The 18,989-nt window shown below is 35.2% G+C and carries 11 protein-coding genes; all 11 read right to left on the bottom strand.

Features of this window, described 5'->3' with window-relative positions; genetic code table 11:
* Window positions 1-353: transposase (locus RMO83_RS01400; RefSeq protein ID WP_310557880.1), on the bottom strand; the 353-nt coding region annotated here is incomplete at its 3' end.
* 165 nt (window positions 354-518) lie between these two features.
* Window positions 519-2,657 carry a sialate O-acetylesterase gene (locus tag RMO83_RS01395; RefSeq protein ID WP_310557879.1) on the bottom strand — a complete coding sequence of 713 codons (2,139 nt, stop codon included), beginning with the start codon at window positions 2,655-2,657 and terminating at the stop codon, window positions 519-521.
* A 473-nt stretch (window positions 2,658-3,130) separates the two neighbouring features.
* Complete coding sequence (locus tag RMO83_RS01390; protein ID WP_310557878.1) at window positions 3,131-4,687, bottom strand: arylsulfatase; 1,557 nt, start codon at window positions 4,685-4,687, stop codon at window positions 3,131-3,133.
* Between the two features lie 3 nt (window positions 4,688-4,690).
* Complete coding sequence (locus RMO83_RS01385; RefSeq protein WP_310557877.1) at window positions 4,691-6,169, bottom strand: alpha-L-fucosidase; 1,479 nt, start codon at window positions 6,167-6,169, stop codon at window positions 4,691-4,693.
* Window positions 6,170-6,417: 248 nt separating this feature from the next.
* Complete coding sequence (locus RMO83_RS01380) at window positions 6,418-7,896, bottom strand: alpha-L-fucosidase (protein ID WP_310557876.1); 1,479 nt, start codon at window positions 7,894-7,896, stop codon at window positions 6,418-6,420.
* A gap of 254 nt (window positions 7,897-8,150) precedes the next feature.
* Window positions 8,151-9,635, bottom strand: coding sequence for an alpha-L-fucosidase (locus RMO83_RS01375; RefSeq protein ID WP_310557875.1), 1,485 nt, complete (start codon window positions 9,633-9,635; stop codon window positions 8,151-8,153).
* A 128-nt stretch (window positions 9,636-9,763) separates the two neighbouring features.
* Window positions 9,764-12,061 carry a glycosyl hydrolase gene (locus RMO83_RS01370; RefSeq protein ID WP_310557874.1) on the bottom strand — a complete coding sequence of 766 codons (2,298 nt, stop codon included), beginning with the start codon at window positions 12,059-12,061 and terminating at the stop codon, window positions 9,764-9,766.
* A gap of 21 nt (window positions 12,062-12,082) precedes the next feature.
* Window positions 12,083-15,796 carry a glycosyl hydrolase gene (locus RMO83_RS01365; RefSeq protein ID WP_310557873.1) on the bottom strand — a complete coding sequence of 1,238 codons (3,714 nt, stop codon included), beginning with the start codon at window positions 15,794-15,796 and terminating at the stop codon, window positions 12,083-12,085.
* Window positions 15,797-15,905: 109 nt separating this feature from the next.
* Window positions 15,906-17,885, bottom strand: a complete 1,980-nt coding sequence (locus RMO83_RS01360) for a sialate O-acetylesterase (RefSeq protein WP_310557872.1) — start codon at window positions 17,883-17,885, stop codon at window positions 15,906-15,908.
* 25 nt (window positions 17,886-17,910) lie between these two features.
* Window positions 17,911-18,654 (bottom strand): T9SS type A sorting domain-containing protein, encoded by a 744-nt coding sequence (locus tag RMO83_RS01355; RefSeq protein ID WP_310557871.1) that lies wholly within the window; start codon window positions 18,652-18,654, stop codon window positions 17,911-17,913.
* Between the two features lie 96 nt (window positions 18,655-18,750).
* Window positions 18,751-18,989, bottom strand: a 239-nt coding sequence (locus RMO83_RS01350; protein ID WP_310557870.1) for a T9SS type A sorting domain-containing protein, incomplete at its 5' end; no start/stop codon positions are given.

Here is an 18,989-nt window from a genome sequence, read left to right as displayed (position 1 = left end):
CCTCTAGTTTTAGGTTGTAATCCTTCTAGACCAAAATTAGCAAAATCTTTCTTCCATTTTACAATAATACTTGTATCGGGGATATTAAATTTTATACTTGTTTCGCGCAAAGACAATAAATCTTTGTCAATTGCTTTTAATACTTTCAATTTAAAATCAACCGAATAACTACATCTCATTCTTGGTATTAAACCACTTTCTCCAAATTGCTTATAAAATCCAACCCATTTACGAATATTTGATTTATCAGCTCCTTTTTGTTTAGAAACAACACCATAAGATTGATGTTTTTCTATTACTAATTTTACACATTCAAGCTTAAATGCATAATCATACTTGACTTTTCTTTCCATAAAAATACCCCCAAATAGTGTCTAACTTTTTGGGGGCAGTCTAAAGAAACGGTTTTTTTGAGAATTTTATAGCATTTAGCGTAAATGTGTTTACAAAATGGGAAGTATTCAAACGATAACTGATCAAATTGATGCCTTCGTATTTTTATGTCTCATCGAGTAGCACTATTTATCAATAACTATTTTTACTATTTGATTCAAATCAGTTTTTACAAAATAAATCCCTTTAGTTAAGAAAGACAAGTCAATTTTATCAGTAAATTTTACTTTGTAAACACTTGCACCTCTCAAATCGAAAACCTCAATTTTTTTGGGGTCTCCTACCTTTTTAATATGCAGCACTCCATTAGTAGGATTGGGATAAACCATCAAAGTTTTTTCATTTTGGTCAAAATCAGGAATACTTAAATTCACATTAGTTTCAGTTCTAAAAGGTGATAATGGCAAGGATAAAGCGTCCGTGGTATAAATGGAAACTGTTGGGAAATTGATAAACGCATACCGTGCATATACCGGATTAAGAACTGTTGCATTAGTAATTTTTATACGATTATCAGGTAAAAGAGTTGCTGTAGCCAGTTTGTACACTTTATCGGCACCCGCAATTTCAAATTCTGTTATCGCTTTTACAGCCGTCAGACCGCTACCTACATTATCAAAAGTTAGCGTCATATCGGCACCTTGCACAGTATGCGATTTGTAAGTAGGAGATTTATGTGTTATTTGTTCGCCATACACTAATGATTTGACATAAGGCAACAGCCGTTTAGCAACTGTATATTTATCCGTTGGGTGAATGTTTGTGGCTTCACCCAAATCGATAGTAACAGCCATACCCGTTTTTGGGTCTTCTTTCCACACCAGAAGTTGAATATCACGAATTTCAGCCCAAGTCATTTTCGTGGCATCTCCGCCTGGATCAAAGGAAGGCAGTTGTACAAACAACCACGGCAAAGTCGGTTCGCTAAATTGAGTACGCCAATCTTTAATTAAACCTTTAAAAATGGTTTTGTAATTTTGCCAATAGGTTGCATTTGCTTCTGCTTGATACCACAAAACTGCTTTTATCGGATATCCAGCCACTTTTGAAATCATAGAATTGTACAAGGAAGATGGCGTTTGGTAATAGCTATAAATACCATTAGCATCAGGACGTTTTGCAGCATTCAAAACTGGATCGTTTGCATACGCTTGGGGTGATATAAAAGAATCAGAAGGTGCGCCACCATGACTTACATTAATTAATCCTATGGGAACATTCAGTTGTTTATGCAAATCGCGACCTACAAAAAAAGCTACTGCTGACCAATTTACCACTCTTTCAGGTAAAGCACTTTTCCAAGGATTGTCTTTGGCATTAATCAAAACCCCTCCACTTACAATTTTGGCTACTTCAAAAAAACGTAAATCGGGATAATTCGAATCTGCTTTAGCATTAGCCACTTGATCCACTTTTGATCCGCTGACATACATTGCCATATTCGATTGTCCACCACATAAATACACATCGCCCATAACCACATTTTTATAAGTCAGTGTTTCGTTATTTGCGGTAATAGTCAATATATAGGCACTTGCAGCCGCGCTTTTAGCTGGAATTAGGGTTGTGAATTTTCCGTTTGCATCACAAGTTGTGCTGTAAGTCTGATTATCAAAAGTTATATCGACTGGTTTATTTGGCAATACTTCTCCCCAGACCTTAATAGGTTTATCGCGTTGTAACACCATATTATCTGAAAAAAGTGTAGGCATTTTTATCGTTGAATTAACACCCCCATTTGTAGGGTCTTCATCTGACAAAAGGATTGATGGTTTATTTGTAGCGCTCTCACTCATAGCGAACTTGAGTAAAGCATCGTTTCCGCTTGTGATTTTTATGACGAATGTTGCTTTTTTGCTTTGGGTGGCTAGTATAGCAGCTAAACTTGAAGAAATATCACATTCTAACCAGTTATTTCCATGTTCTGTTTGATTAATTAACAGAGTTGAAATGGCGGTCGTAACAGTAGGACGTGTGGTCCATGTTAGTCCAGTTGTTTGATATTCTGGTGAAGAATAAACAGCCACCGTAAGATCACCAAATTTATCGAATGATTGACAAAAAATCTTCAATGTAGCCGATTTAGCTGCTATAGTAAGACCCGAAAAATCGTAAGTTAAATAGATTTCACGATTGAAGCCAGTACCTCTTTTTAGTTCTCCATACGTCAACGTAGAATTGAAATTTCCTGATGCCTGAGCGACAAATCCATCAATAATTGGCATTATTTCTTGCTCATTTAATGCAGTTTTTTTGCTTTTCAAACTATGAGATTCCTTTTTTTGTGCAATACTAGCCGACGTAAAAGTGAACACAGTTAAGCAAACTATCCCTATAAAATTCTTAAGAAAACGGGCTGGAAATTGTTTCATACTAAAATAAATTACATTATAAATTATTAATGGCAGTTGGAGTGATTATATCTTGATGTTTAAAACAATAGTGCATAAATACAACAATGGCATTTATAAAAATCATACTAAATATATAACACTTTTTATATTTATTTTCTAAAACTACTCTAAAGAAGTTTCGGAAACGTTTACGGCACATAAATATTGTACGGAAACGTTTTCGTAAACTGAGGAAGCTAAAACCATTTTTTATAAATTAATTTTAAAATTATACCGATTAGCAATAAATTACAGTTTAATAAATTGAACTATATGTATTGTATATCAAAATTGCTTATAGTGCTAAACAGTCAACTCCAAAAAAAAGAATCATCGTGCAAAAACTAACTTTTTAACAATTCTAATTGTTTCCACTCAAAATTGATTGAATCATTTTCTTGAGGTATTCCTTTTGTACTTCGACCATCGTCAATATATTTCAACAATAATGATTTTAGTTCTTTTACTTTTTCGGGATTATTGGCTTCTACATTTTTCGTTTCGCTTGGGTCGTCCTTTAAATTATACAATTGAACTTTAGGAAGCGTTGCTATTATTTTTTGATCTTTTTTAGGATTTGGATAACTCCAACCGCCGGAATCTGGACATAATAATAATTTCCAATCGCCTTTTCTAATCGCAAAACTCCCATTAATGGAATGATGCACTGTGGCTTCGCGAAACGATTTGTTTCGTTTTTTATTGGTCAACAAAGGCATCATACTGTAACTATCCTCTGCTTCATTGGGTTTCAATTTGTAATTTACTATTTCTGCACAAGTTGCCATAAAATCTGTGGTACAAATGGTTTCATTAGACACACTACCCTTTTTGATTTTATTAGGCCATTTTGCAATAAAAGGAACACGGTGCCCACCTTCAAAAAGATCAGCTTTTGTCCCACGGTAGATTGCACTCGGGTTATGTCCTTTTTCTAAAAGTACTTTATAATTTGCAGCTGTAGAACAACCATTATCGCTAGTAAAGATAACTAAAGTGTTTTTCTCAATCCCAGCATCAGTAATGGATTTCATTATTTCTCCAATACAGAAATCTAACATCATCACAAAATCCCCATACGGGTTTAAACCGCTTTTTCCTTTCCATTCATCAGTAGGTAAAATGGGCGCGTGTGTTGCAGTCAAAGGCAAATAGATAAAAAATGGCTGCTTGTTTTTACTGTTTGTATCGATGAACTGAATGGCTCTGTTTACAAAATTAGGCAGTCCTTCTTCGTGAACAAAATCTTTAGAAATCGGTCCTTTACGCCACTTCGCATAACTATCTTTGTTTACAGAAATTGTATCTGGAATGGTTAAAACCTTTCCGTTCTCGACATAAACATACGGCCCTAAGTCTAGCGATCCTGCAATACCATAGGAATAATTAAAACCCAAATCGTTGGGATTATTCGTTATTGGTTTTGAATAATCTATAGTGCCAAAATCTTGTGTTTCAAGATTGTCAATGTCGGCTGAATCGCTAATATTCCAATTCCATCCCAAATGCCATTTGCCTATAAAGGCTGTTTCATAACCATTGTTTTGTAGCATTTTGGCAACAGTAGTTCTACTAGTTGGAATCAAGGCTTTCGAAATTCCACTCAAAACCCCTTCTTTAAGCCTGGATCTCCAGTTGTATCTTCCGGTTAAAATCCCATAGCGTGTTGGAGAACACACCGCTGAGGATGTGTGTGCATCGGTAAATTTCATTCCTTCTGATGCTAATTTATCGATATTAGGCGTTTTGATTTTGCCTTCTTTGTTAAACGAGCTAACGTCACCATAGCCCAAATCGTCGGTCAAAATATAAATAATATTCGGTTTTGATTGTGCTGTGATAATAGATAAACCTCCACTCAACAAACAAACTGGCATTGATAATACAAAATGTTTTTTCATAATTTATTTTTTAATTTTTCGAATTCCTTTAGTAGCTTCTTTTGAAACCGAAAAATGACTAATCGATGGTTTTCCATCTGATTTTAGGATTCTTAATTTTATTTTTTCTGCTGCAATTTCAGTTGGTAATTTTATTATTTTGGCAGCGCCAATTACATCACCAGTATAAAAAGTATCCCAAATTCCATTGGAAAAAGATAGTAATTCATATTCTTTGATTTTGAAAGTTCTGATTTTAGAAAAATTATCCCCCAAATCTTTCATCACTGGCTCTTCGAATAACACCACCCGATCAAAAGCTATTTTATTGTCAAACGTAATTTCTAAATCGGCCACAGAATCGTTGGCTGTCCAATAGGTTTCTAGACTGTAATCATTGGCCTTTTCGGCTTCAAAATTCTTGACCTCACTGCTCGCGATTATTTTTTGTTTGAACGTTAAATTGATTGGTCCTGAAGGAAGTTTCTTTTTTCCACCTCTGATGCCTAGTCTATCTGCTAACTCAAAAATTCTGTTTTTTTCGTTGGTTCTAATTTGACCAGTTGGATCGGGAGGAAGGTTTATAATCAGAATGTTGTTATTGGCCGTACCCCAATAAAAAAGTTCTTCTAATTCATCAACGGGTCTTGCTGCCAGCACTTTTTTCTTTTGAAACCAATTCCATCGATCCGAGAGGCAAATCGTGTGTTCGAAAGGGAGATAGTATAAAGTTTTGTCAAACTCATAATATTTAGGATCATCCCATCTAGCTAGATTTGGGTCTTTGATTCTGAAATCAATAGGAAAATACCGTATCGGATCGCCATACTTAAAATCCATTGGCTCGCTCTTTTTATTACGGTTTTCGGGTTTTCCAATAGAATGATTTACGGTTAAAAGACAATTGGGTTGCATTGCTTTTACATATTTGTAAACCGCTGGAATATCCCAATCGGCTTCTTTTTTCTCCCAAGCCGCATCAAACCAAAGTTCACAGACTGCACCATAATTCGTCATCAATTCTGTTAATTGATTTTTCATATACAAATTATATTGTGCATTATCCCTAAATGTGGGTTCGTGAGTGTCCCATAACGAATAATAAAGCCCTAACTCTACGCCGTATTTTTTACAAGCTTTAGCAACTTCGGCAACGACATCAGTTTTTACGGGTGACGAAGCTACATCATAATCGGTGTATTTACTATCCCAAAGACAAAATCCATCTAAATGTTTCGTCACTAATATTACGTATCGAAACCCTGCTTCTTTAGCCACTTTTATCCATTGATCACAATCTAAATGGGTAGGATTGTATGATGAAACGGGCAATTTACCCTTAGACCATTCTATTTCGTTGAATGTGTTGATGCCAAAATGAATAAACATTCCGTAACCTCTTTCGATTTGATCTATTTGTATACGAGAAACTTCTTTAACTGGTGTTTGCGAATAAATGAATAAGCTATTGACCAATAGAAATAGTGTTACTCTTATTTTCATTATTCAAATTGTTTTTGAGATTGTACTGGAATTAAAAGTGCTTTGTAAATTTTTATTGGTTTCAATTATAGTTAAAACTATGCACTTTTAGTGCATTTCCCTTTCAGGTTCTAAAAAGTTTCTGCCACAGATTCACAGATTAATCAGAATAAATCTGTGAATCTGTGGCAAAAATCAAAGCATTTCAGCCGTGCAGACTTTCAGTCTGCTAAACTAAACTATGGACTTTAAGTCCATAGTGGTTTATTTTATTTTTTAAGTTTTCGAATTCCTTTAGTAGCTTCTTTTGAAACCGAAAAATGACTAATCGATGGTTTTCCATCTGATTTTAGGATTCTTAATTTTATTTTTTCTGCTGTAATTTCATTGGGAAGTTTGATTATTTTTGCTGCTCCAATCAAATCGCCCGTATAAAAAGTATTCCAAATTCCATTAGAAAATGATAGTAATTCATATTCTTGGATTTTGAAAGAACGGATTTTAGAAAAATTATCGCCTAAATCTTTCATTTCAGCATTTTCAAATAAAACAATTCGATCGAATGTGGCTTTAGTATCGAAAGTAATTTCTAAATCGGCCACAGAATCGTTGGCTATCCAATAGGTTTCTAGACTGTAGTCGTTGGCTTTTTCGGCTTCAAAATTCTTGACCTCGCTACTAGCGATTATTTTTTGTTTGAATGTTAAATTGATTGGTCCTGAAGGAAGTTTCTTTTTTCCTCCAAGAATTCCCAATCTATCCGCTAACTCAAAAATTCTGTTTTTTTCGTTGGTTCTAATTTGACCAGTTGGATCGGGAGGAAGGTTTATAATCAGAATGTTGTTATTGGCTGTACCCCAATAGAAAAGTTCTTCCAATTCATCAACGGGTCTTGCTGCCAGGACTTTTTTCTTTTGAAACCAATTCCATCTGTCCGAGATACAAAGTGTATGTTCAAAAGGGAGATAGTATAAAGTTTTGTCGAACTCGTAATATTTAGGATCGTCCCAACGTACTAAATTTGGGTCTTTGATTCTGAAATCAATCGGGAAATACCGTATCGGATCACCATATTTAAAATCCATAGGCTCGACGATAGATTTTTTATTCCCGCCTTTCGGATACCCAATAGAATGATTTACTGTCAAAAGACAATTGGGTTGCATCGCTTTGACATATTTGTAAACAGCTGGAATATCCCAATCGGCTTCTTTTTTGTCCCAACCACCGTCAAACCAAAGTTCACAAACCTCACCATAATTAGTCATCAATTCAGTCAATTGATTTTTCATATACAAATTATATTGCTCCTTATTTTTATAGGACGGTTCGTGTCTGTCCCATAGCGAATAATAAAGTCCTAACTCAACACCATATTTCTTGCAAGCTTTAGCAACTTCGGCTACAATATCAGTTTTTACAGGCGATGAGGCAACATCATACTCGGTGTATTTACTATCCCAAAGACAAAATCCGTCGTGGTGTTTTGTAATTAAGATTACATACCGAAACCCAGCTTCTTTGGCTACTTTTATCCATTGATCACAGTCTAAATTGGTCGGATTATAGGATGAAACAGGTAGATTCCCCTTAGACCATTCTATTTCGTTGAATGTGTTGATTCCATAAGAAATAAACATTCCGTAACCTCTTTCGATTTGATCTATTTGTATACGAGAAGCTTCTTGAACTGGTGTTTGCGAATAAATGAATAAGCTCTGTACTCCTAGCAATATAATTACTCTCATTTTCATTATTCAAATTGTTTTTGAGATTGTACTGGAATTAAAAGTGCTTTGTAAATTTTTATTGGTCTCAATTATAGTTAAAACTATGCACTTTTAGTGCATTTCCCTTTCAGGTTCTAAAAAGCTTCTGCCACAGATTCACAGATTAATCAGAATAAATCTGTGAATCTGTGGCAAAAATCAAAGCATTTCAGCCGTGCAGACTTTCAGTCTGCTAAACTAAACTATGGACTTTAAGTCCATAGTGGTTTATATTATTTTTTAAGTTTTCGAATTCCTCTAGTAGCTTCTTTCGATACAGAAAAATGACATATCGATGGGTTTCCATCTGATTTTAGAATTCTTAATTTTATTTTTTCTGCTGTAATTTCATTGGGAAGTTTGATTATTTTGGCTGCTCCAATCAAATCGCCCGTATAAAAAGTATCCCAAACGCCATTAGAAAATGATAGCAATTCATATTCTTTGATTTTGAAAGTTCTGATTTTAGAAAAATTATCGCCCAAATCTTTCAATACCGCATTTTCAAATAAAACGATTCTATCAAATGTGGCTTTATTGTCAAACGTAATTTCTAAATCGGCCACAGAATCGTTGGCTGTCCAATAGGTTTCTAAACTATAATCATTGGCTTTTTCGGCTTCAAAATTAGGCGCTTCGCTGCTGGCGATTATTTTTTGTTTGAATGTCAAATTGATTGGTCCAGAAGGAAGTTTCTTTTTCCCGCCACGAATTCCCAATCGATCCGCTAACTCAAAAATTCTATTTTTTTCGTTGGTTCTAATTTGTCCAGTTGGATCAGGCGGAACATTAATTATCATTATATTATTGTTGGCTGTGCCCCAATATACTAATTCCTCTAGTTCATCTATTGGTCTTGCTGCTAAAACTTTTTTCTTTTGAAACCAATTCCATCGATCCGAAAGGCAAATGGTATGTTCAAAAGGTAAATAATAGCTAGTGTTTTCGTAGGTATAATATTTTGGATCATCCCATCTGGCAAAATTGGGGTCTTTGATTCTAAAATCGATTGGAAAATAGCGTATCGGATCTCCTGCTTTAAAATCCATTGGATCGATAATCGATTTTTTAACACTCCCTTTTGGATATCCAATAGAATGATTAATTGTGATTAAACAATTGGGTTGTTTTGCTTTGACGGAATCGTATATTTCTTGAATGTGCCACGCACTTTCCGTTTTATCCCAACCGCCGTCAAACCATAATTCGCAAATATCTCCATAATTTGACATTAATTCGCCCAACTGGTTTTTCATATAATCTTTGTAAGCTAATTCATCTTTGTAGGATGGCTCGTGTCTATCCCACAAGGAATAATAAAGTCCTAATTTAATCCCGTATTTTTTGCACGCTTTCGCAACTTCGGCTACGATGTCTGTTTTTGAAGAAGATGATGCTACATCATAATCGGTGTATTTACTATCCCAAAGGCAAAATCCGTCGTGGTGTTTGGTAATTAAAATCACATAACGAAAACCTGCTTCTTTGGCTACTTTTATCCATTGGTCACAGTCTAAATTGGTAGGATTGAAAGATGATGCGGGTAGTTTGCCGTTTGACCATTCAATTTCATTAAAGGTATTTACACCAAAGTGTATAAACATACCGTAACCACGTTCAATTTGATTAATTTGCAGTGCATTCAAATCTTTCACTTGGCCTTGAGAAAATAGATTTAAACTGAACGTAAGGATTAGTATTAGGAAGGATTTTTTCATTATAACTAAATTATTTATTTTGATTAAGAACATTATTTAAAAAACTGAATTGTTAATTTACAAAATGCGAATGTTAAAATTAATTTACAACACATTGAATTTATAGCTGTAAGACTTTCAAACCGCAATTACTTTTTAATGAATTTGAAACTGTATTCATTATTGATCCGTAAAAAGTAAATATTTGGCGCCAAATTAGAAACCAACAACTGATTGCTATTAAAAGGAATGTTGATTTTAGTTCCTAAAATAGTATAAACTTCAACAGATTGAACTTCTTGGTCACCAATTATGCTCAAAACTCCTTTCGTTACTGGATTTGGATAAATGGAAAATGGTTGTTTTTCATTTTTTTTTACGGCAAGCGTTTCATTAGCAAAGCCATATACTTCCAACTCGAATATTCTTAAGTAATTAGTGCTATTATGAGCAGTGATAAATACTCTTACTTTTGTGGTGGTTACCGGAGTAAATGTCTTGTAGGTCGTTAATGGTGTCGCTGGGTTTCCGGTTACAGTCAAAGCGTTAATCCAACCTCCTGCGCCCGAGTTTAATGTTGTGTCCCAAACTTGAAAACTAAAATCTTTTAGTGCTTTTGAATCTTCGACAATCCTAAAACTATCAATAGTGTAACTTCCTTGTAAATCCACTTCAATCCAGGCTGGTAAAGGAACGTAGTTAACATCAGTAGCCACTCCAAAATTGACAAACCATTGCGAAGTACTGCTGGTAAGATTACCATCAACGGCTTTTGATGGCGTTAAAGAAGCAGAGTAGGATGAATTGGCTGTGGCCAATTTATTTAAAGCAACGTTTGGATATTCTGCTAAATATAAATTACTATTTGTGTTTACAGTAGCTCCAGGAATGGATGGATTTGACATCGTGTTTTTGTAATAATCACCCACATCTGTGTAATTTCCGGTGGCATCAAAGTAATTCGCCACACCAGAGCTGGGTTGAAACCACGCATAACGTTCTATATAATCAAGGCTTTCTAAATAGGGCAAGGCGAGCTTCATAAAACCAAGATTTACAGCCGTTGATCGATTAGGATTGGCATTAAACTCAGTTATCCAAATGGGTAAACCGTATAAATTATGAATCTTGGTAAGGTAGGTTTTAAATCGATCAAAAACTTGTTGAGCAGTAGGGTTAGTGTTCACTTTAGGGTTGTTTCCCCAGTCGTACCAATGCACCGCAATCACATCTATCCGAACATCTTGAGCCTTAGCAGCATTGTAAAAATCTTTCAACCAGCCAGTTCCTGCACCTTCAGTACAACTTGGCGACACCATTCGCAAACCTGTTTTCATTAAGTTTTTGTAGGTAGTCACTGCATTGGAAATAATACATCCTCCATTTGTGCCTCCTTGATCATTACAATTATCAGGTTCATTGAAACCCATAACATGTGTTGCTTTATACTTACTCTTGTATAAAAGAATATCATTAGCATCGTTTGCTCCGCTTAGATTAAAACACATTGGCGCATATTCACGATCAACTGTTGACTCTCCACTATTGAGCCATCTGTAAAACCAAGTCTCGTCTAAACCTGTAGTTGTTCCTCCTATTCCTTTTTTATTTACCCAACTCCAAGGCACGATGCGAATAAATGAAATGGAATTTGAGATAGCTTTGGGTAATGAATTTATGACTAAATCTTCATCAGAAGCAATGTAGTTTTTGCTTTTTCCTATTCCATCATTTGCAACAGCAAAAGTGACCATAAACCCTTTTTTCAAAATAAAAGATTCTATTTTATTGTTCATCGAGTTTGCGATAGCATTACCGCTATGAATGGTGTTTACTGATATTAAAGCCGAATTCCCTTGTAAACTAGCATCATCATAAACTGTCAACGGAGTTGTGGAAAGGATATTACTTCTTATTATGCAGCCTTTGAGGTAATAATTATCCAAACGCAAATTGGTTTTATAAACCGAATCACTACCGTTTACTTTTATCTGTCCGATATTATTAACCGAAACAAGCCTAGAAGAATAATTCAAGGTCTTAATCCAACCAATTCCAGAAGTAAAATTAACTTGAACTTCTTTTGCCAATGGAGTTGCACTACTTAAATCTACATATCCACCTTCATTGACAGAAACATTTCCGTCCGAAAAAGAATCAGCAGTAAGCTTTGCGAAACCAATACTAAGACTTCCGGTACCCAAATTAATTTCTCCCGCAGCATTAATTAATGCAGCTACATTGTTGATTTCCAATGGTAAATTAATGGCTAAGCCTGGGTCTATTGTACCGCTAACGGGAGCAGTATTTGTAGTAGAAATTTTCCAATTGCTTTCGTCAAAAAAATCGTTATTTGAAGCATTACCTGTCCATACTATATTTTGTGCATTGGCAAAAAATCCAATGAATAAAAGGAAAGTAGTAACAAAATATTTAACTCTAGTCATACTGTTTTTTTGTTATAATTTTTAATTTACCACTTTTTTAGACACCACGTTGTTGTCCTCAGCAGTAACTTTTACAATCAAAACTTGATGCGTAGCTTTCAGGTTTTTTAGAACCGCTGTTGTTGCTTTTACATTTTTTTGTTCTGCAATCAATCTTCCTTGCAAATCATAAACCTTTATATTACTTATATCAACAGACAATGAATTTACATAAAGTGTCCCATTGTTTTTGTAAATTCTAACATTGTTTTCGTTGAATGATGGTGTATTTACGTTTAATGTTTTTTGGTACTTCAATGAAAATCTATTGTTATCGATTCCAGCTAAAGAATTAAAAGTATAGGAACCATTTTTCAAATTCGTTTCAATTCCTGTTTTGCTGTCTAGCAAATATATATCTTGTCCTTTGGCGAAAACACCTTCAAAATGGTCAAGAGCAACAGTATAATCTCCAGCAACATCCGTTTTAAAATTCAAATCAACAGCATCACTAACATTAAATGCAGGACGACCTTGAATAACAAACTCTTCGTCATTAATTTTTGATGTAATAGCTATCGGACTGTCATTTATGTATCGTCCATCAAATTCATCAACAGCCATTGTTGCTTCTTCAAAATAACCTACTAATGTCTGGCTAAAGACCCCAGATGCATTGGTCAAGTTTAACCATAATCGGTCTTTTTCCTCTTGCTTGGTTTTAAAAAACTGTGTGCTATTTGTACCTAAACGCATATCGTTATTAAAATTTACATCTTTAGTAACCCAATCTCTTTGCGCATAGGTTTGTGAGGTTTGCATAATAAAACCCTGCCCTATTTGAATCGTTCCACTGGGTATATCACTAGACGAAGTACCAACCGCACCGGTTTTATTCCAAGTTGCATAAGCACTTCCGGTACCCGCATTCTTTTTCCTCCAAAAATACAGCGGTTTACCACCATTGGCATCTATAAATTTTGTTGCATCAAGTGTAGAAGGATAGGGATTTCCCAATGTATTAAACCCTTTACTAGTATCCCAATAAACCCCTGGACGTACGGGAACTGATATAGTACTATTGTTTGGAACGCCAGTGAAAACGCCTTGAAACACTTGTGTTAGCGGGGCAGTTACGGCATTGTCTGGCATTCTAATTAAATATCCGATACCTAATGCAAAAGGAGTGGCTGCTGGGTTTAATATTGTGTTAAAACGATTTGTAGATTGGTTATAAGTATAAAAACGATTTGCAAAAGTTAATGGTGAAAAAGTAGTTAAAAAACGGTTTGCATTAGTTACTGGTGAAGACCAAATAGTATAGTCTAAACGACTTAAAGGATTGCTATCTCGAATTATTGTTACATTGCCTATATTATTAAATGTTTCTCCCTGCAGCAAATTAGCATTATTTGACATGGTCATGGTTCCATCATTAATAATGGTATCAACAATTGTAAAATTTACACCAGAATTAACAGTTACTGATGCACCAGTTGCTATGGTCAATGAATTAATTTTAGAATTAGCCGCGATAATGGGCTGAAATGTTGTTCCTGCAGGAATACTTACATTTGAATAATCATCAGGTAAAATTCCGTTGGACCAGTTAGTAGCAGTAGCCCAGTTAGTACTTGTACCGCCAGTCCAAGTAGCATTACGAGGCAATCCGTATACTTCAAATTCAAACATCTTCATAAAAGCAGTATCGTTATGTGCTGTAACATAAAGCCTAACTTTTGTTGTAGTTACTGGTGTAGTTAAGGTTCGATAGGTCGTTAAAGAGGTTGCAAGATTAGTTGTAATAGTTAACGATGTTGTCCAGCCACCAGCACCAGAATTAAGTGTTTTGTCCCAAACTTGAAATTGACAGTCTTTTATCGCCTTTGCCTCCTCTATAATTCTAAATCCATACAATGTAAAAGTGCCCTGCAAATCTACTTCAAGCCAAGCTGGTAAGGGTTTAGTTGAAAATTGAACTTGCCACTCTTTAGATACTGTAGTCTTGTCGCCATCTACGGCGTATGAAGGAACAAAAGTGCTATACGTTGAACTAGCGGTTACAGGCTTTCTAAATGCAACATTTGGAAAATCTCCAACATTTAAACTACTTGCAGCGCTAAATGTTGACTCTGGCACAGCCGCCGTGGATTGTACTGGAGTTGTATTGTTAATATTTTTATAAATGGTTCCCACTAATGATGGGATTTTATTTGTTTCAGTCCTAGTTGCATCATCCCAACCGCTAAAATGAGTGGTAGAATTAAACGGAAACCAGCAATATCTTTCGATGTAATCTAAACTTTCTAGATAAGGTAAAGCCAACTCCAAAAACCGTGCATTTACAGCTTGAGAACGAGCGGGGTTTGCATTAAATTCGGTAATCCAAATAGGCAATCCATAGGCGTTATATACCCTTGTAAGATAGTTTTTAAATCTAGCGAAAACCTGATCACCAGTTGCATTATCTGTAGTTGTGGGACTACTTCCCCAGTCATACCAGTGAATTGCAATTACATCTATCCGTATATCTTGAGCAGTTGCTGTGTTGTAAAAATCTTTAAGCCAGCCAAAAGGAGCTTCTTCCCTACCACCAGGCGAAACAATTCTCATACCCGTTTTCATAAAATTTTTATGAATGCGTACTGCTTTATCAATGGTACATAATTTAGGATTGCCGTATTGACCTGATTGCGCAAAACAATCATCAGGTTCGTTAAAAGACATGGCGTAAGGGCTATTGTATTTTCCAACAAAACTAGCAACATCTGCTGCGCTGTCAATACTGCCGTCACCCCAAGACATAGGCGCAAATTCATAGTCAAAAACGGTAACGTCTGATGCCGACCATTGATACCTCCAAGTTGCATTCAATTCTGTTGCTGAACTAGCTACGTTTACACCTTTCTTTGAAACCCAGTTCCACGGGACAACTCTAATAAACGAAATGTTGTTTATCATTGTTGCTGGGACTGTGTTAATCGTTAGATCTGCCTCAGAAGCAATATAGTTAAAACTTTTTCCAGTTCCATCAATTTCATTGGCCATAGTAACCATATAGCCTTTTTTTAAAATAAAAGATTCTATTCTATTATTCATCGCATTAGGTATAGCAGTGTGACTGTGAATAGTGTTTACAGTAACTAGGCTTGAAGGTCCTTGTAAATTAGTTCCATCAAAAACGGTTAAAGGAGAAGTAGTGGCAAGGTTTGCTCGAATTATGCATCCTTTCTCGTAATAGTGGTCTAAACGCAAATTGGTTTGATAGACAGCAGCAATATTGTTGACTTTAATTTGTAACAAATTATTGGTCGAAATTGATTTTGGATTGCTATTTCTGGCCTTGACCCAACCAATTCCAGACGTAAAATTTATTTGAACATTATTTAAAAAAGGAGTCGTAGCGGTCAGTTCTACATAACCATTTTCGTTTATTGTTGCAGTTCCTCCAGATAAAGACGTTGCTGAAAGATTTACCGCACCAACAGTTGTACCAACAACAAGACTTCCGGTGCCAAATTGTATTGAACCACTAGCCGTAATGGTAGCAGTTGCATTAATTTGTAAATCAAAATTAATACCAGCGCCAGGATTAATAGTATTGGCAGCTGGTAGGGCATTTGTACTTGAATTTTTCCAATTGGACTCTGTAAAAAAATCATTGTTAGTAACTCCTGTCCAAACAAAAGTTTGCGCACTACTATAAAGTCCTATTAGTAAAAATAAAATTGATCCGAGGCGTTGTATTGTATTCATAAGATTGGGGTAAATGGTTTTTATAATATATTTATATTCCTTCCAAGATAATCTCTTTGAGGAATTCGTTATGATTCGTGTCTTACTCTATTCAAGATATGATTTAAATTTAATTGTAATTAATTAAAAAATATTGCTTTCCTACTATCCAAGAATCTGTTCGGAAAGGGGATGCGGGTAAATCCTCGGTATTGTACAATTTTTCTCCAGCAGGGTTTTGACCCCAAGCATATCGTACAGCAACTGGATTAGGTATGGCATCATTCCATACAATAACTTTGTTGCCCTCTATCTTAGCTTGAGCCCAAGCAAAAGTCTTATTACTGCCTGCGATAGCAAAATTGGTGTGAGTTCCTACTGGCGTTCCACCTGACGATTTAAATTTCAAGAGACTTCCCAAAGTGTCAAAGGTCAGCTCGATAGTACTACCCACAATTTTCATTGATTTGTACATTGGTCCTGCTGAAACAATTTTATCATTACCGTAAGCCACTCTGTGAGCAGCAAGAGCTAAACGAGTACCCACAGGCTTTTTATAAACAGGATGAATGTTATTTGGGTCTCCAACATCTATCGTTGTTGCCATGCCCGTAAAAGGAACTGCCAAGGTTTTTAACTGTGACTCTCTTAAAAGCGCCCAATTACTCTCTGCTGGACTGGCAACTGCAGCCTGATAATTGGGTAATTGAACATAAATAAATGGCATCGTTGGATTATTAAAAAGACTTCTCCAATCTTCAATCATCGAACGAAGATAGATAGTATACTGTGAGGGTTTGTTACCTGAATTTCCTTCGCCTTGATACCAGATAGCTCCTTTTATGGCATAGTTTTTTAATGGTTCTATCATTGAATTGTATAAAGCAGTTGGTTTTAATCTAAGATTTACTGGAGCTGGCAAGGCTGCTGCAGCATAACCAACTTTGTATTTCCAAGTTCCTTTTACATCAATAGTTTCATCTTTGCCTACTAATTGATAAACATTGCCAGTAAAACCACCATTGAGGCTATTGCTAACAAGTCTTACCGTAATCGTATTTTTACCAACGACAAGTGTATTTGCCGGAACAGAATATTTTCTTGATGTCCACTGACCCCTATTAAAACCAACCAACCTTCCGTTCACGTATGTTGAATCAGCGTCAATAAGGGTTCCTAACTGTAATGTAGAAGGATTTGAAACTGTTGTTGCATTAGTAACCAGTATATCTTTTTTATACCAAACTGATCCTATATTTCTTTTAACAGCAAATGGTACCGAAATAGTAGCCCAAGTTGAAGTGTCGGTTGAATTTAGTGTCCAATTACCTTTTGTAACTCCACCAGCATCATTATTTTTTAAGTTTGCATCCCAATTGTTTTCAAGAGTAATGTCATTCTGAATAATATTGTTAACGTATGCAGGATTTTTAAGTAACTGAATTTCAGCAATAGTCTCTGGGAAAGCTTTCAAAGCTTTTTCGCTCATCCAAGCATGAATAGGCGTACCACCATAACTGGAATGAATCAAACCGATAGGAACTGTTGGGTTTCTTGCATAAAGTGCTGCCGCAAAAAAATAAGCTGCTGCCGAAAATTTTAATACATTGGTAGGATTTGCTTTCATCCATTCGCCACTTGTCAAATCGGTTCTTGGTGTATTAAATTCATACTCACGAGGAACATTAAAGTTGCGTATTCTATCATTGGTAGAAACAGCAACGTCTGTTGGATAAGTACTAGCAACACCAGACATGGCCATAGCCATATTAGATTGACCTGAACAAAGCCAAACATCCCCAATTAAAATATCATTGATTTCAATATAATTACTAGCATTAATTTTCATAACATACGGTCCTCCAGCATTTAATAGTGGTAATTGCAATTCCCATTTTCCATCACTATTTGCTGTAACGTTGTAATCTGTATTGATGAAATTTATTGAAATATTTTCATTTGCAGCTGCCCAACCCCAAATTTTAATATTCGCATCACGTTGCAAAATCATACCGCTACTTACTAACTTCGGAAGTCGTACTTGACTAAATGTAGTAGTTACTAATACTAACGAAACAAAAGAGAGACAATATGTTTTTAATGTTTTCATTGTTAATTTATTTTTATAAAATGAACTAGTTTACGATAACTTTTTTCCAAGTTTTTTCAGAATCATTTTGCAATTCGAAAATATAAAGTCCCTTTTGCAAACCGTTCACGTTGACGTTAATTTCGTTTGAATCAGCTATATCATTTATAGTTTTGACCAAGGCACCTGTTTGACTATAAATAGTAACCTTCGATATGCTAGTTTTGGTCTTAATAAACACTTCGCTAGAAGTTGGATTTGGATAAATAGTTACGGCATCATAAAAAGAAATATCATCAACACTTAAATTAGTAGTAAAAACGGCAGTTGTAGAACCTCTGTTAGGATTTGGAGCGGTTGCAATGGCGGAACCCGATCGAGACCAAACAACATCTATAGAATTCGTGGTATCAAAAGCCATTTGCAAATCATTTAAATCGGAATTGGTTAGTGTTCTTTCCAATGTTACTGTCCTTTTGCCAGATATGACAGTGTTTGAAATGGTGTTCCATTCTCCGTTTGGATTATTTGTATAGGTGGTATTATCAGTTACTGCGGTAGTAAAAAGATAAACATCACCACTGATGGTTGAAGAACTAGTTCCTATTCCCAGCGATGTCCACTTGTCTAATGTACCTGTTAATACTAAAGTAACTTTGGATGTGGCGTTATCCAAAGTAAATTTTGCAGTCATATCAGCATTAAAAGACACTATTGCTGTTGACTTGGATTGCGAAAATCCCAATATGGAAACAAATAATATTGGTAATAAAAAAGTAATTTTTTTCATAGAATTGGCGTTATTTTTAAGCAATAGCTATAAAAAAATTCTGTTTCCGACAAGATTTATTAGAAACAGAAAATTATTGTATCCATTGGGTTTTCATTATTTCTTGATGAATTTGAAACTATATTTATTGTTTATTTTTAAAAAGTAAACCCCTGGCGCTAAACTACTCACTTGTAACTGCCTGTTTTCATAAGGAGCATTAATTTTAGCCCCTAATAAGTTATATACCTCAACTATTTGAATTTCTTGTTCGCCACTGATATTCAAGAGTCCGTTTGTCACCGGGTTTGGATAAATAGTAAATGCTTGTTTATCGTATTTTTTAACGGAAAGAG

The sequence above is a fragment of the Flavobacterium sp. genome, assembly GCF_031423415.1.
Lineage (GTDB): Bacteria > Bacteroidota > Bacteroidia > Flavobacteriales > Flavobacteriaceae > Flavobacterium.
The sequence above is the reverse complement of the archived record's forward strand: the minus strand, read 5'-3'. Positions and strand labels throughout refer to the sequence as shown.